The following is a 16,790-nucleotide window of genomic DNA, read 5'->3' as shown; positions in this document are numbered from 1 at the left end:
TTTTCTTATTCTGAATCTTTTGGTGTTTCTGTAAATTCTTTCTTCGATTTGTGGTCCTTGTGATGACGTGGACGGTGAGGTCTCTCAGACTTTTCGCCTTTTTCATCATGCTCAGGTTTTGGTGGACGAGGAAGAAGAGCCTTCATAGAGGCATCGATACGGCCTTTTTCATCAATCTTGATAACCTTAACATCAACTTCATCACCGATAGCTACCAAATCCTCGACACGGTTGGTACGAGTCCAAGCCATTTCAGAAATGTGCACAAGTGCATCTGTCTTATCAAAGAGGTTGACAAAGGCACCAAATTTCTCGATACGAACAACCTTCGCATGGTAAACTTCATCCACTTTAGCTTCACGGACCAAGCCAGCGATGATTTCTTTGGTTCGGTTAATGGCATCTTGGTCGCTAGAGTAGATAGAAACATTACCTTCTTCGTCGATATCAATCTTAACGCCTGTTTCAGCGATAATCTTGTCGATGGTTTCTCCACCCTTACCGATGACAATCTTGATCTTGTCCACATCAATCTTGATGGTGTCAATTTTTGGAGCAGTTGGAGCCAATTCTGGACGAACTTCTGGAATAGTTGCTTGAATCACATCAAGGATTTCAAAACGCGCTTTCTTGGCTTGGGCAAGGGCTTCTGTCAAGATTTCAGCAGTAATTCCTTGAATCTTGATATCCATTTGAAGAGCTGTAATCCCGTCACGAGTACCTGCAACCTTAAAGTCCATGTCTCCAAAGTGGTCTTCCAAACCTTGGATATCTGTCAATACTGTATAGTTATTTCCATCTGAGATAAGTCCCATAGCAATACCAGCTACTGGCGCCTTGATTGGCACACCACCAGCCATAAGGGCAAGAGTTCCCGCACAGATAGAGGCTTGAGATGAAGAACCGTTTGATTCCAAGACCTCAGCTACCAAGCGAATCGCGTATGGAAATTCTTCCAAGCTTGGCAAGACTTGAGCAAGGGCACGCTCACCAAGAGCACCGTGACCGATTTCACGACGACCTGGTGCACCATAACGACCTGTTTCCCCTACAGAGTATTGAGGGAAGTTATAGTGGTGCATAAAGCGTTTCTTGTACTCTGGGTCCAAACCATCGATGATTTGCGTTTCTCCCATCGGAGCCAAGGTCAAAACTGAAAGAGCTTGAGTTTGTCCACGAGTGAAGAGACCGGAACCATGCACACGAGGAAGATAGTCAACCTGCGCATCTAAAGGACGGATTTCATCGACTTTACGACCGTCAGGACGCACCTTGTCTTCTGTGATCAAACGACGCACTTCAGCGTGTTCCATTTGTTCCAAGATTTCAGCCACATCACGCATAATACGGTCAAATTCTTCGTGGTCTGCATATTTTTCTTCGTAAACAGCAGTCACTTGGTCTTTAACTGCTTGAGTTGCAGCTTCACGAGCCAATTTTTCTTCTACTTGGACCGCTTTTTGGAGGTCGCTGTTGTAGGCTGCGATGATTTCAGCCTGCAAGTCCGCATCTACATGAAGCAATTCCACTTCTGCTTTTTCCTTACCGACCGCAGCAACGATTTCTTCTTGGAAGGCAATCAATTCTTTGACTGCTTCGTGTCCTTTCAGAAGGGCTTCCAACATGATTTCTTCTGACAATTCTTTGGCACCAGACTCAACCATGTTGATTGCATGTTTAGTTCCTGCAACTGTCAATTCAAGAAGCGATTGCTCTGCTTGTTCTTGACTAGGGTTGATGATGATTTGGCCATCGACATAACCCACTTGTACACCAGCGATTGGTCCGTCAAACGGAATATCTGAGATAGAAAGTGCCAAGGATGAACCAAACATTGCTGCCATTGGTGCAGAGGCATTTTCATCATAAGAAAGGACGGTGTTGATAACTTGGACTTCATTACGGAAACCTTCCGCAAACATAGGACGGATTGGACGGTCAATCAAACGTGCTGTCAAAGTCGCATCTGTTGAAGGACGTCCTTCACGTTTCATAAAGCCACCAGGAAACTTCCCAGCCGCATACATTTTTTCTTCGTAGTTGACTTGAAGTGGGAAGAAATCCCCAGTTGCCATTTTCTTAGACATAACGGCAGCAGTCAAGACAGTTGACTCACCGTAACGCACAACAACCGAGCCATTTGCTTGCTTAGCAACCTGACCAGTCTCTACGATTAATTCACGACCCGCAAAAGTCGTTTGAAACACTTGTTTTGTCATTTTAATCCCCTTTGGATTGATGAAATTATACGCCTTGCCTACAAAGATCAAGATACTAAGGTCGCAAAAAGCAAAGTAAAAATAGGAAACTGGCGAAGTCTTCGATAAAGACAAGACAGTTTATCTTTTTTACACAGCTTTTCGGCCGTGTTCAATTACTCATGATTGCATAAATTAACGCAGTGTGCGATGCACACCAGGAAATCTATCTTTTTCACTAGGGATTTAGCCCGTGTTCAACTATCAAGATACAAATCATTAGAAAGGTTTGATGCTAAAGCATCTAATCCTTTCACGCTAATCGCTATTAGGCGATTAGCTAAATACTTTACTAACTCTCTCGTCAAATAACATCGATTTGACTCGTTCGTGTCGCTCAAACTAAATACTGAAAAGAACAAATTATGAAAAAATTTCTATCATAAAATTGAGAATCGACAAAGCCTTTAAAACTTTTATACCCTCATCTTTGTATCAAGTACGTACAGAGTCTATTTTATCATATTTTTCTTAAAAAGTGCGGGCTTTTCTATTAAAAAGGAACCATTCCCCTCACCTGAGAAGAATGGTTTGCTTTTTATTATCCTAAAGACTGATGGTTAAACAAGGCATGGGTTGCTTGGTGGATGTATTTTGCTGTTTCAGCATTGTTCATGGTGTAGAGATGCACACCTGCGACATCCTGAGTTACCAAGTCCACGATCTGATCCACGGCATAGGCAAGTCCTGCTGCTCTGAGCGACTCAGGGTCATGCTCATACTTGTCTAAGATGGCTTTAAATTTGCGTGGAAGGTGGATATTCTCACAAGTCTTCAAGAGACGAAGCGCTTGATTACGGTTAAGAATAGGCATGATCCCCGCATGAATGGGAACATTAATCCCTGCCAAGGTACACTTATCTTGGAAATCATAGAAGCGCTCATTGTCAAAGAAAAGCTGCGTTACGAGGCTTGAACAGCCTGCATCCACTTTCTTCTTGAGATTTTGGATATCCGAGATATGGTTTGGCGAGTCAGGGTGTCCCTCTGGGTAGCAAGCTCCGATAATATCAAAGTGAGGGGCTTGTTCCTTGATGAACTCGATCAAGTCCGTTGCGTAGCGGAAATCCTTTTGTGGTTCCACATCAGGGATAATATCCCCACGCAAGGCCAAGATTTTCTGTACCCCAACCTTATCCAAGTCCGCAATGGTTTCAGCAACCTTGTCCTTGGTCAGATAGATAGCTGGCAAGTGGGCAATAGTTGGAATCGCCAAGTCATTCTGGATAAAGTCAGCCAAACGAACCGTTGTTTCCTTGATATTAAATTTATTATTGCTTGCAGTCACACTGATAAAGTGCGGTGTCAGCTCCCGCATATCCTGCAAGGCTGAAATAATTTTATCATTACCCACTGCTGGGTTTGGAGGGAACACTTCAAATGAAAGTGACGGTGTTTGGCGTGACATAGTCATTATCCTTTTCTTTTTGATTTCATGATTGCTGAGCCAGCTAGGGCCAAGCAGTTCCTTGATCAGTCAGTGTCACGAGAGAAATCTTATCTTATAATTTCTCACGCGCAGCTTTTGCTGCTTCGACAAGGCGGATCAAGCTTTCTTTTGTTTCTGGAATACCGCGTGTTTTCAAACCACAGTCAGGGTTGATCCAAACTTTCTTGCTTGGTACTTTGGCAAGAATAGCATCGATTGTGTGGTCGATTTCGCCTTCATTAGGCACACGAGGAGAGTGGATATCGTAAACCCCAGGTCCCACTTCTGTTTGGAAGTTTTTCGCTTTGAGTTCGTCCAAGATTTCAAGGTTTGAACGGCTTGCCTCAAATGAAATAACGTCCGCATCCATGTTGTCGATAGCTGGGATGATATCTGTAAATTCTGAGTAACACATGTGAGTGTGGATTTGAGTATCTGGTGCAACTGTAGAGTGTACCAAGCGGAAGGCTGGAATAGCCCAATCAAGGTAGTCTTCGTACCAGTCGCTACGACGGAGTGGCAATTTCTCACGAAGAGCAGCCTCATCGATTTGGATGATTTTCACACCAGCAGCTTCAAGGTCAAGAACTTCATCCTTGATAGCAAGAGCGATTTGAAGAGTTGAGTCCTTGATAGAGATGTCTTCACGTGGGAATGACCAGTTAAGGATGGTAACAGGTCCAGTCAACATACCTTTGACAGGCTTGTCTGTACGGCTTTGTGCGTAGCTAGACCATTTGACAGTGATTGGGTTGAGACGAGTTACATCACCCCAGATGATTGGTGGTTTCACCCCACGCATACCGTATGATTGTACCCAACCATTCTTAGAGAAGAGGTAACCTGACAAGTTTTGACCGAAGTACTCAACCATGTCGTTACGCTCAAACTCACCGTGTACAAGCACGTCAAATCCAACTTCTTCTTGCCATTTGATCCATTCGTCGATAGTTTCAGCAAGGAAAGCATCGTATTCTTCTTGTGACAATTCACCCTTACGGAAGGCCAAACGTTTGGCACGGACTTCCTTAGTTTGAGGGAATGAACCGATGGTTGTTGTTGGAAGAGCTGGAAGTTTGAATGCTTCTTCTTGGATAGCTTCACGTTCTGCAAAGGCTGGCAAACGAGTGTAGTCTGCGTCAGTCAAGCCAGCGATACGCGCACGAAGTTCTGCATTTTCACCAACACGCTCAGTCGCAAAGAGTTCTTTATTAGCTGCAAGAGCTTCTGCACCTTGACCATTGCGGATAGCATCCAAATCACGAATCTCATCCAATTTTTCAACTGCAAAAGCAAAGTGGTTCAAGATAGCTGGTTCAAATTCTTCGTTAGCCGTTGTAAATGGCACATGAAGAAGTGAGCATGAGCTTGTCAAGACAATGTTTTCAGCTGGGATTTGTTCAAGAACAGCCAAGCTCTTTTCGTAGTTGTTACGCCAGATGTTTTTACCATTGACAATACCTGCATAGAGAGTCTTGTCAGCTGGGAAGCCACCTTTAACGAGTTCAAGAGTTTTCTTACCTTCAACGAAGTCAAGACCGATGGCATCTACTGGCAATTTCACAAGGTCAGCATAAACGTCACGAACGTCTCCGAAGTAAGTTTGAAGCAAGACTTCAAGACCTTTTTTGTCAGCCAAAAGCTTGTTGTAGAGGTTCAAGAAGATAGCTTTTTCTTCAGCTGTCAAGTCTTTGACAAGAGCCGCTTCGTCGAGTTGGATGCGAGTTGCACCAAGCTCCGCCAATTTAGCAAAAACTTCTTGGTAAGCAGCTACTAAGCTGTCTACGAAGTCTTCTGCTTTCACGCCTTCTTCAAAGTCTGACAATTGAAGGAAAGTGAATGGACCTACAAGAACAGGACGAGTGTTCAATCCAAGTTCTTTGGCTTCTTGGAACTCATCAAAGATCTTGTGACCAGCCAATTTGACTTGAGTGTCTTTTTCAAATTTGGGCACGATGTAGTGGTAGTTGGTGTTGAACCATTTCTTCATCGGAAGGGCACGCACGTCCCCTTTCTCTCCTTGGTAACCACGACCCAAAGCAAAGTAGCGCTCAAGGTCAGACAAGTCCAAGTTTTGAACTGAAGCAGGTACCACGTTGAAGAGGAAAGCTGCATCTAGGAAGTTGTCATAGTGAGAAAAGTCGTTTGATGGGATTTCAGTGATGCCTTTTTCTTTGACAATGTTCCAGTGTTTCGCACGCAATTCTTTAGCCGCAGCCAAAAGTTCTTCTTCTGAGATTTCTTTTCTAAAGTATTTTTCAGTTGTAAATTTCAATTCGCGGAATTCACCCAAACGAGGGAAACCGATGATTGTAGTTGACATGATGTGTCCTCCAAAATTTGTTGTTGAAACTATCTTAACAGAAAAGAAACTGTCTGTATAATTGTAAAAAATTAGGCTTTGATATAGTTTGAAACTATATCACTTTTTTGTCAAAAGAAAAAGACTTGAGACCAGTGTCTCAAATCCTTTGTATAGCTTGTTTTGTGGCTGTATTTTAGTTGGAATGCTCAAACGTGTTATTAGTAATTCTTATAAGTGACTATGGCTTGTTATTAGAAAAGACTATAGGTCAGTTTAATCAACTTTTTTCCTGTTCAAGTGGAACGACTGCGAGTGTCTTTCCTAAACTAGCAAGAACTCTTAAGACCGTATCCAACTGAGGACTGGTCTTACCTGTCTCCATCCTAGCTATAACAGGCTGGCTCACTCCACTGAGTTCTTCTAGCTTTTTCTGACTAATCCTTTGCTCACGCCTAGCCTCAATCAACTCACTCATAATAACCACTCGCATATCACTTTCAAGAATTTCTTTCTTGGTAAAGAGTTCTGTTCGGACATCCTTCCAATTACTTCCAATGGCACTATTTTTCATGTCTCAATCCTCTTTCTTTCAAATTCTCGAGTTCACGCTTTGCTTTTTAAACAAATTATAACTTAAAAGTTATTAAAAGTAAATTCTAATACCCATAAAAAGGAGACCTTAGAATCATTCTAAAGGTCTCATCTTTATTATTCGAAAAAATTACGAGAAGAGTTATAATATGGAGCTAATCCTGACTCTTACTCCAGCTCAATGCCTTTCTCACGGAGATTAGCCAGACACTCATCATAGTAGGAGTCATCATGCTCACTATAGATGGGAGTGGTCAGCTCCTCCTCAGACAAATCCTCATAAGCGGAGCAGATTTTCCCACGGTAGTTCTTGTCCAGCCACTCTGGACTGACATTGTAGCCACGGCCAGCCATCTCCTTCATGATCAAGCGATGATAGGCATAGAGACGATAGGGCGAGTGGGTAAAGACATAGTCCACCGTCGCATGCTTTCTGCCCCAGCCATTACCACGCAAGGCGCAGCATTCTCGATGTTGTCCCAAAAGCTGAGGCCGGGGAAGTTGTGAAATCAAAGCCTCATGCCAAAGTCTCATGAGAGTCTCCTTTCAGTAAAGTCGAATGTTGCAAGTAGGTATTGGGATAGCGATCCAGCAACACTCGAGTCTTAGCAATCAAGTCTTCCTTGGAAACCTGACCAAAGCGGTAGCGATCCAGCAAGAGCATATAGTCCTTGCGCTCAGCATCTGTCGCTTTCTTTTTGAAATAGCCCCAAATATGCTGAAAGGCATTGCAAACCTGACCCCTACGCTCAGGGATTTGACAGGCACGGTCGATCAATTCTTGAACCAGACTCAGCTCCACCTCTTCATTCTTCAAGTATTGGCGAATCTCATTGTAAATATTGCTTGAATGGCTCAAAACGAGGTATTTATTTCTAGCCCAGAGTTGCTGGCATTGGGATTTTTGATTAGTTTGTTCCATCTTTTTCCTTACTTTCTATCAGTTTCCAGGAAGTATGGAAACAAAATTGTATCCTAAAAATGAGAGAATTATGAGCGGATAAATAGTGTTTTTGGTAGTTCCTGATTTTTCTAATAAACCTTGATTTACGAATATTTGGAGATAACGACGCATGGTTGCTGCACTCAGCCCCGTCAGTTCTTGTGAAACTGCATTTGTTACCTGATAATGCTCTACAAGATAAGATTCTATTTTTTCAAAAATAGCTAGCTCACGTGGTTTCAAAAGCAATTGAATCAGCTTTCCCGTACTATCAATTTAGAGATAACTATAATCAAGCAAGGTTTCTAAAATCGCTTCAAGCATAAATTGAGTGAATTCTATCTCAAAATATACTATGCAAGAGTTTTAAATATATTTATATAAACCTCTTGCATAGTATGGAAAGATAAATATTTAACTAAACGTTGTTATTGCTCTTATTAAAAATTATGTTATTTTCCGTGATTAAATCTTCATATTCAAAACAATCACTGTAATAAAAATCAATCAGATTAACAATTGTTGCAAAATCTAGTTCCTGAACCGCATTAAATTTATCTGTTTTCAAACCAGTATTTAAGACAAATTTATAATCTTCAAAATCATAAAAATCAGGCTCAGTTTCTGAATTTAGATTCATCATGATACGTGATGTCTTTGCTAACAAGCAGATATATTGAAAATCTCTATCAATATAAATTGTTTGATTGTTTGGATGAGCCATAATAAAGTGCTGATTTGGCGTGAGCATAATTAGATTTTCTAAGTAGTCGGCAATTTCAGGAAATAGTGACTGAGGAAAAATATGATGCGCTTGAGTTGCCTTTACTAATTCCGTAGACTGTTTAACCTCCGATACACCATTTCTCCATCTATCATTAAATTGTCTAATTTGGCGTTTAGCTTTGTTAACAGTATATTTCTCGATAGCTTTAGCCTGATAATGTTGGATTATCGATTTGTTTTCTACTCTCGTTTCCATCTTATTTTTTCCTGACAATTCATCTCGCCAATTTATTCTATTATACTGTAAGTCACTTAAAATGATTATATTATTCGAAATTCTCCCCTTAATAGTTCCTTTTTTCTTTAGTTTAAAAGCTAAAGGATTTAAGACTTTAGTAAAAATCCGACCACATTCCGTTTCACCATTAATTGGAGTATTCTTAATGGTGAAATTGATAAATTCGTCCCTCAATATTTTATAATGGTCTTGATCTTGAAACTCAAAAAACATTTCAAATTTTAAATATAAATCACTATCCTTTAAAACTTTTGTGATATATAAGAAAAGAAAGTTAAGTGCATTTATTGGCCGAAATGCTATGTACTCTAATAATTCTAGATTTTTGACTCTATAAAAATAACGGTTACCTGATTTTCTAACATCTAAAATTCTGCTGTATCCAAACAGCTTTATGGGTTGTCCAAAATACTTATCATACTCATTGCTAGCTTTTTTTGATTCTGTATCCGGTTTCGAGAAAATTTCTAATACATTTTCACGAGCATAGTCATAATGCCAAATATCAGAAACCGTAAATTCTTTCGATATATCATTTCCTATATACGATAAAATACAATCAGCGATGATTGAAAGAACATCATATGTACATTTCTGATCTATCCATCTAGCATTATTTGTTTTACGAATATCGTAATCAAATTGTGATAAAAATTGTTCAATATTCATAGATTATATCCTTCTTCAAAACTATTAAAAATCTTGTAAATATCAGTATCTGTATTAAAGAGAGAAGATTCTATTCTTTTTTTGACATGTAATTTATCCGGAGGAGTAACATACTCACTGTATTTACCTGTTTCTGAAACTTTAAAACCATACTCAGAAATTAAGTGATTTATAAATCTATTTGAATTAATTCTTGCTTGAATTCCATGAGTTTGACGGCCTGCAGATCTTGCGTTACTGAGAGATTGAGATAATTGTTGTAAACTTGGTAAATCTTTAAGATAGTGAATGCGGCATTCCTTTGCCCATGCACCATCTACGTAATTACCCTCAACTTGAATCTCTACAGACTTATCATAATAGGAATATTGTTTGCCCCTATAACTACTATAATGACGAATATTCGTTAAAAAACCCAATACAAAAACAAACTCTTCTATACTTTCAAAAGAAATTCCCGAAGTCCCCCACCGTGGGTTGATTGTTGTAAAATCAATTATCATTTTATTTTTTCCCTTATTTTAAAGCACCAAACCAATAACTACTTGTTTTATCTATATTCAAAGAACGAGTTTGAAAATTTCTAGCAATTTGATAAAACTTTCTATATTCATCAGTAGAAAAGTAAGCACGTTGACGTTCTGTTAATTCTTTTATATTCTTAGGTATCAATACCGCCAGCGACCCATTAGTTACCATCCCATGAGGTTTTTTCATAACTCGTGGTTTATAGGTCATATTAGGAGTAATATAAACATCATCATTCAAATACTTATATGTTGCAAATTTCTGTACTAAGTCACGAGAAATATAGGAATCATAATTGTCAATTTGAATGATTCTTAAGCCATCATCACTAACATTTCTAGATTTTAAAACTCTAATATCTTTAGAATTTTGATTTTTTAATTTAGAGTTAGAATTTGTTATTTGTCTATCTCGAAAAACATCAAAAATATCAAACTCCATCTTTTCATATACTCTATCAAAATCATCGTTACGATAGATAACCCAGTATGGAAGGTTTTTGTCAAAAATATAGTCTTTCCTTTGGTTAACAATCATGTTCCTTGGAAGAGATTTAACTAGTATATTTTTAGTTCTAGTTCCAAAAGTTTTTATTGCTAAATTTATAGTTTCAACTAAAACACCTTTAAAACCTTTTTCACCAAAATCTAAAATATTGTATATATCATAATTTTCAAGAAATTCACGAGTTTTATGATATTCAGGAGTATTGAGAATATTTTTAGGTAAAATCATTGAAACATAGTTTGCTGATTTTACAGCTTTTTCCAAAATAAACTCTGCAAGGTTTGTTGACTCATCATTATAATTCTGTTTTCTATAAGCAACAGAATCTTTAGATGATAATTTCAAAAAAGGAGGATTACCAATAATTAAGTCAACTTTCTGATGCTCAAATGTCATATAATCACTATGGATATATTCTATACTGACATTTGAGGGCAAATTGTTGTCGTATAATAATTTTAGAAGTTCAAGTATATCTGGATCAATATCAATAACTGTTAAATTAATAAGTTTATCAGCATATTTTCTAAAAATAAATGGAAGAAAATTTCCAGCACCAACAGAAGGTTCAATAATTGAAATTGTTTTTTTTTCAAAATTAGGTAACACATCCAATATCTCTTGAATAATAAATTTATTTGTATAATATGCTGAATGGCTTTGACGTTTCAAATTTGCCATTTCAATGACCAAAGATAAAGTCGATAAAGATAACGTTTCCTTGCTATCTAAAATGAATTGTTTTAGATTATCAAAAACATCTAAATTTTTTTCAGTAATAATTTTTTTAATTTCAGTTTCAGTAAGTATATCTTGATTTAAGAAAATATTAATTTTACGAGCAATTGATTGGAAAATAGCAGTAGGTACTGCTTCTCCAATACTCTGTCGGATATTCATTTCCTCTTTCTTTGAAAGCTTCCGTTTTTCTTCATAGGTAAGAGCATTTAGTTCATTTAAATCTTTATCTAACCACTTGAATTGTTCAGGAATAGTCATCATCTTCATTAATTCACGGATAGAAAAAACTCTATCTTGTGTTGGATGAACTGTATTTTGACTTGCCATTTGATCATTTCTAGTATGAATACATGGAGCCACTTTGCTGTATATTTGACGAGTATATTTATCGGAATTTTTAGACTGATTAATAATAATTTCCCCATCAACAACCCTATGAGGTTTCTTTTTATCATCTTCATTATCAAAGGCACTTTCCCCTTGACCCAGATCATGAATCCAAGAACGCATATGCTCTGGATAAACTCTAAAACTATGATAAAAATCTCTTACATTATACTCTCCCCACTCCAACTCATCCATGTCCCCAATAACGTCATATAAGGATTTTTCTTCAACATACTCTGGAAACAACTCACTCGGAACTATCTGATTTGATAATTCTTTATCAACACCAATTACTAGAGTTCGAGGACGAGATGAGTTAGAACCATAATTTTTAAAGTTTAAAACTCGTTTTTCAAAGATATAATCTTCCCCTAGTTCTTCCGTTATCATATCTCCAATTGAAATAATCTCACCTGTTTTAGAAAAACAACCTGTCTTCCAAAAAGCTGCGACGTTTTCAAAGATAAAAAAACGTGGTTTAATCTCTTTAACAATTGCTACACTTTCATTTACTAAACTATTTCGATTTATTTCATTAGATTTTTTTTTATGGTTAGCAACACTCATTCCTTGACACGGGGGAGTCGCAATAATAACATCAACTCTATCATTTCCAAGTCGCTTCCATTTTTTTATTTCAGTATATATTTTTTCTTTTGTATCATCAAGCTTGATATCACCAGATATATATCCTGTATCAAACTTACATTTATTATTAATTTTTTGAATATTTAGTCTACGATCTATAATCTCATTCGTTGCAATACACTCAAATTCTTCAATCTTAAAACCATAGCATCCTACGCCTGCAGAAGAGAATAAACTAATATAAGTTGGTTTATTGTCTATCATTATTTTCCCTCACTCATTTCATACATATTTATCAACATTTTTTAAACATTGTATTTTTGTTTTTTAGAGTAAACATTTCCACAATCTATCAAAAACTTCCGCAACTTATTGTAAATTATAGATGTGTATCCGTTCACCTATTCAAAAATCTCTTTAGTAAATTATAACATAGAAATCACTTAAATCCTAGAATATTGAGTCTTCAAATATTTTGTTTACTGTACCTAAAAAAGCAATAGCTTATCCTTAATAATTGTTGAATTAATTTATCGATAAACTTTTTTATGACTTTTGGTAGTATCCAAAATCACAAAAATCCCCTTAGAAATCCATTTCTAAGGGGCTGTCTTTATCCAGCTACTTGTTCTGTTTCTTCTACTTTTACTTTTTTCTCCTTCTTACTCGAACCAGTCAATCGGCGCTTGCTATCTCGGATGGTATTCAGATCCTTGAGGAGTTTGGTCAGGTGCTCTTTTTCTGGATAGGCTTCTGCGCTGGCTGCGGTATAGCGCATAAAGAGGTCGTAGATGCTGGTTAGTTCCGTACGGACTTGTCTGGTCTTGCCGACTTCCTTAGCAGACTTATGCGCACGCGCCTGACTTTCCACCTTATCATAGTCTTCCTGCGCACTGATCACCGCCGTCAGCATAGGTGTCAAACCTAGACTGGTAACGGCCGTATGGTAGGGTTCTTCACTGAGGGTTTTGAGCAGACTCTTGATTTCTGCCGTTTCCACATCATTGCTATGCTTGGTGATATCCTTGTACTTGGCAAAGACTGGTTTCAAGGTCTCATGAGCTTCTTTGAGTTTGGTCTCCTTGATCTTAGCAAATCCCCTATGAAGAGTAAAGAGACCGACTAGGGCACTGTCACGATTGCGATCGACTTCGGTCAGGTTCGTCGCCTCTTTCTTTTCTACGATAGCGAGTTGGGCTTGGAAGTCTGCTAGTTTGCTCTTGAAGGAGTCGAGGTGCTTGCTATACATAGGCTCGTCCTTATGCGCCTTAGCAAAAACTTCTAGTAGTTGACCCGTATCTACCATGAGACTCTCAAACTCACGGTTGGTAAAGTTGGTATAGCTTAGCGGACGGATGGTGAATGTTTTTGTCATGATGGTAACCTTTCTATTTAACGAATCATTTAGTTTTCTCTTTATCAAATAAAGACTGGATTAGTTCAGGAAGATAGACCTGTTTTTGATCTGTTTTTACAATGCTTCCTTGTCTAGGAGGTTGAATCAAAGGTCTATCCTTTCTTACATAGACTTGAAGCAGTACACAGACCAAAAATAGGAGGCCCCATAGAGGAAGATCCAATAGGATACTCTCCTCATTTTCTTTATTTTTCTTCATCAGATTTCTCCTTTAAGTTGATAAGACAATTCTAACAAATAGCAAAGAACTTAGGACACTCATCCGCTCAACTGTCTACTTTATCATCCCAACAGCACTTTTTTTGCCTATTTTTTACTTTTATAGAATAAATCCGTCATTTTAAAATAATACTCAATGAAAATCAAAGAGCAAACTAGGAAGCTAGCCGCAGGTTGTACTTGAGTACAGCAAGGCGACGCTGACGTGGTTTGAATTGGATTTTTGAAGAGTATTAAAAATCCCTATCTGACTGGAAACATATCCGTCCATCAGATAGAGACTCTTACTATTTTTAGATTTTAACTTTTCTAGCTTTAGAATACATCTAAACTTTAGGAAAGATGACTATTCGAAAGTTCGAAGACCCCAAAACTTTCTTAGGCAGAGCATTCGAAGCTTAGAATACTTATAAATTTATGTATTTCTTATCATTCTAAGTTTAAAATACATGTAAACTTTAGGAAATTCATATCTTCGAAACTTCGAATAGCTACCTACCCTACTCGAATCGGCTTTTAACTTTCTTCTTAGTCAAGGTACGGTCGTTTTTGTTAGAGAGAGCTTGGATACGAGCTTCAAGAAGGATTTTCCGTCCGGCCTCTGTTCGTGTGTAGATCAGGTGATAACGTCCAATAGTTGGCGTCAGAAAGTCGAGGAATTTCTGTGCATCTTCCTTGCGCTTGTCAAAAAGACTTGGCACGACATAGTAAGGTGACTGACCTTGTCGGACTTTCTCTGCCTTCAAGAGATAACGCTGGTTGTCCACTGGTGCAAAGAATTCTCCCACAGTCTGCGCAAACAGCTCCTTGTCCCTCATGCTTCCTCCCTTGAGATAGGCAAAAACCATATAGTTGTCCTTGTTCTCCTCTACCTGAACACGGGATTGATCGTCCATTAGATGCCCCGAATCTAGCAGAGCCTTTCGGATCTGCTCACCAAGGAATTGCATACGCCTATAGGGGCTTTTATAGAGGAGATAGCGTGATGTAGCAAAAGCTAGAAAGAGGAGACAGGCTGCCGTAAGCCACCAAACTCTAATCAGTCTCAATCTAAACAACAAGAGCAATAAATCCACTGCTAGGAGCAACAAAGACATGCGAACCCATTTTAATGCATCAAACTGGAGCATGATTGAAATCTTCTGTTGTTGAGCAGCGACTTCAGTGACAATCTCAAATCGATCTGCCACCACGAGAGCATCTTGCCATTTTTTGCGCAAGCCTGCTCGATCCTTGGAGAGACTCTTAACTCGCTCATTATACTCGCTGATTTGCTTTTTCCTAAAGGGGGGCTTTGGAAAATCCAAACGATCCAAGCCGGTCTCAATACTCTCCTGATTATAGGCCAAGCCAAGAAAATGCTCCATCCGTCGCGACAAGGTTTGCAGATCCTGATTGCTCTCTGATCTAGGCTCCTCACCAGGAAGAGTGATAAGTGCTTGCGCTTGAACGGCTACCAGATGCCAGATGTTACTGGTCTTTTCTGGATGTCCCGGCCAGATACGAATGGCACGGCCACGCATCTGGTTACTTAGCATAAAGCTCCCCACAAAGCTTCCGAGTATTAGAGAATTAACACAAGGAGCATCCCAACCCTCTCCGAGGAGAGATTTGGTTCCGACTAGGACTTGAATCCGCCCTCGTTGAAAAAGCTCCGTCACTGCCGCTACGATTCCCTTAGCTGAGCTAGGAAAACCAACCTGCACATAATCTTTTGGATCCAAGTGACCAATAGATGAGAAACTAAGAGGAACCTGTGGCAAGAGTTCCTTCAACTCTGCTGCCACATCGGTAGGCAAAATAACGACACTACCTGACAAGACAGCCAAAGACACAGGTATCTCTTGCTCCTGAGCTTTTCGACGAATGCTTTCAAAATAAGGGAGAACCCCCAACTGAGAAATGGTTGCCTGATTATCTCCCAGATAGGTGGCAAAATCCTTGCGAATATAGTCAGCTAGTACTAACTGTCTCAGTTCCTGACCTAGACTCTCATACTCTGTCCAGAAGATATCAGCGATGGCAGACAATTTCCCCAGAGATTGAGTTAAAAGCTGGTCAGAAGCCTTAGACTTAACCAGATAAACCTGACGTTTTTCCACCAACCCACGCGCCTTCAAGTCAGCCTCTAACTTTTTCCTATATCCATCTGGATCCTCATACCAATCTGGTGTCTGATAGAGTATGCTCTGCAACAGCGTCTCCAACCAGTAGGAGGTCAATGTTGGAAGCCTCTGGGTTCCCAGTAAATTTTGCAAAGAGGGAGGAATCGTTAACCCCTGAGAATGCATATAAATCAACATAGCAGACAAGTACTTGGGATCTTCTAAAAGCAAATCAGATGAAATATCCCCTTTGAGGACCTTAGACCCTGCTACAAATGTTTGAAAATCAGGATCGACTATAAGGTGATGAATATAGTCCCACTTAGTCTCCTCAAACTGTTTGAGACGTTCCGCCTCTTCAGCTGTTGGTGAGCACATATAGACAAAATCCTGATGAGGGCAAAGAGTGTCTTCCTTGACTAGTTCAGGTACCGTGATTTCTTGATCGATCTCCCCGCACATTCGGATATAGCGTTCCCAGAGTTCAGGATCGCTGTCATATGGTGGTGTCGCTGTCAGGGAGATGAGTTTCAGCGGTCCATACTGCTTGCGAAAGGCTTCCAGACTTTTCCACCATTCATTGCGCAGGTGGTGGCATTCGTCCAAACAAAGAGTAGCAACTTTCTGAGCTCTTAGGCTTGCAAGCAAATCAAACCCCACAAAATCCTCTGCTTCTCCATCTTCTTGTGATTGCAGTTGGTTCATGGCACTATGAAAAGCCTGATAGGTCACAATTGTTAATGCCTTCATCTCCTTTAAGTTTTGGGAAACGAGGTCTGAAAGCCTCTGACCATCCTCTAGAAAAGCAGTTTGGATCCTATCTACCCATTGTTCGCGAATGGTGACAGTCGGAACTAAGATGAGGGCTGGGTTGCCAAAACGAGCGATTAGCTCGATACCAATGGTTGTCTTTCCAGACCCTGGAGCGGCCACTAGATGAACATGACCGTCTGCTTGATAGTCCTGAAAACAATCCAAGACCTGTTTTTGATATTGGCGCCAGCTTCCTTTAAAGTTTAAACCTAACATGATACCCCTCATTCTATACCGTCATTTTCTTATTCTCATTTTACCACACT

At 39.2% G+C, this 16,790-nt stretch carries 13 protein-coding genes; all 13 read right to left on the bottom strand.

Translation table 11 applies throughout. From position 1 onward, the window contains the following. Positions 1 to 5 precede the first annotated feature (5 nt). Positions 6 to 2,219: a polyribonucleotide nucleotidyltransferase gene (gene pnp, locus O3622_RS05750; protein ID WP_125825607.1), complete on the bottom strand. Its 2,214-nt coding sequence runs from the start codon at positions 2,217 to 2,219 to the stop codon at positions 6 to 8. Positions 2,220 to 2,799: 580 nt separating this feature from the next. Next, entirely contained in the window at positions 2,800 to 3,666 is an 867-nt protein-coding gene (metF, locus tag O3622_RS05745) for a methylenetetrahydrofolate reductase [NAD(P)H] (RefSeq protein ID WP_125825608.1), read from the bottom strand. 94 nt (positions 3,667 to 3,760) lie between these two features. After that, the gene (metE, locus tag O3622_RS05740) at positions 3,761 to 6,010 is read right to left on the bottom strand and encodes a 5-methyltetrahydropteroyltriglutamate--homocysteine S-methyltransferase (protein WP_371607180.1); all 2,250 of its coding nucleotides are present in this window, start codon (positions 6,008 to 6,010) and stop codon (positions 3,761 to 3,763) included. Positions 6,011 to 6,269: 259 nt separating this feature from the next. Next, on the bottom strand, positions 6,270 to 6,563 hold the full coding sequence (locus tag O3622_RS05735; protein ID WP_371607179.1) for a helix-turn-helix domain-containing protein: 294 nt from the start codon (positions 6,561 to 6,563) through the stop codon (positions 6,270 to 6,272). Between the two features lie 188 nt (positions 6,564 to 6,751). Continuing rightward, positions 6,752 to 7,117 carry a TIGR02328 family protein gene (locus O3622_RS05730; protein ID WP_371607178.1) on the bottom strand — a complete coding sequence of 122 codons (366 nt, stop codon included), beginning with the start codon at positions 7,115 to 7,117 and terminating at the stop codon, positions 6,752 to 6,754. Next, positions 7,101 to 7,505 carry a YbgA family protein gene (locus O3622_RS05725; protein WP_070837974.1) on the bottom strand — a complete coding sequence of 135 codons (405 nt, stop codon included), beginning with the start codon at positions 7,503 to 7,505 and terminating at the stop codon, positions 7,101 to 7,103. Before O3622_RS05725 ends, O3622_RS05730 begins: the two co-directional genes overlap by 17 nt. Before the next feature lie 18 nt (positions 7,506 to 7,523). Continuing rightward, positions 7,524 to 7,775 (bottom strand): hypothetical protein, encoded by a 252-nt coding sequence (locus O3622_RS05720; RefSeq protein WP_180364316.1) that lies wholly within the window; start codon positions 7,773 to 7,775, stop codon positions 7,524 to 7,526. Between the two features lie 169 nt (positions 7,776 to 7,944). Beyond that, a complete protein-coding gene (locus tag O3622_RS05715; RefSeq protein WP_070837972.1) occupies positions 7,945 to 9,219 on the bottom strand; it encodes a restriction endonuclease in 1,275 nt (424 codons plus the stop codon). Beyond that, complete coding sequence (locus tag O3622_RS05710; RefSeq protein ID WP_070837970.1) at positions 9,216 to 9,722, bottom strand: hypothetical protein; 507 nt, start codon at positions 9,720 to 9,722, stop codon at positions 9,216 to 9,218. The genes O3622_RS05715 and O3622_RS05710 overlap by 4 nt, the downstream gene beginning before the upstream one ends. Before the next feature lie 13 nt (positions 9,723 to 9,735). Next, on the bottom strand, positions 9,736 to 12,234 hold the full coding sequence (locus tag O3622_RS05705) for a DNA cytosine methyltransferase (RefSeq protein WP_070837967.1): 2,499 nt from the start codon (positions 12,232 to 12,234) through the stop codon (positions 9,736 to 9,738). 349 nt (positions 12,235 to 12,583) lie between these two features. Next, entirely contained in the window at positions 12,584 to 13,345 is a 762-nt protein-coding gene (locus tag O3622_RS05700) for a DUF6261 family protein (RefSeq protein ID WP_070837964.1), read from the bottom strand. A gap of 25 nt (positions 13,346 to 13,370) precedes the next feature. Beyond that, positions 13,371 to 13,586, bottom strand: a complete 216-nt coding sequence (locus tag O3622_RS05695; RefSeq protein ID WP_070837962.1) for a hypothetical protein — start codon at positions 13,584 to 13,586, stop codon at positions 13,371 to 13,373. Between the two features lie 520 nt (positions 13,587 to 14,106). Continuing rightward, a complete protein-coding gene (locus O3622_RS05690; RefSeq protein ID WP_371607176.1) occupies positions 14,107 to 16,740 on the bottom strand; it encodes a DEAD/DEAH box helicase family protein in 2,634 nt (877 codons plus the stop codon). Between the last annotated feature and the right edge of the window lie 50 nt (positions 16,741 to 16,790).

This window comes from Streptococcus sp. 27098_8_51 (assembly GCF_041432205.1).
Lineage (GTDB): Bacteria > Bacillota > Bacilli > Lactobacillales > Streptococcaceae > Streptococcus.
This window is presented reverse-complemented; position numbering and strand designations above follow the sequence as displayed.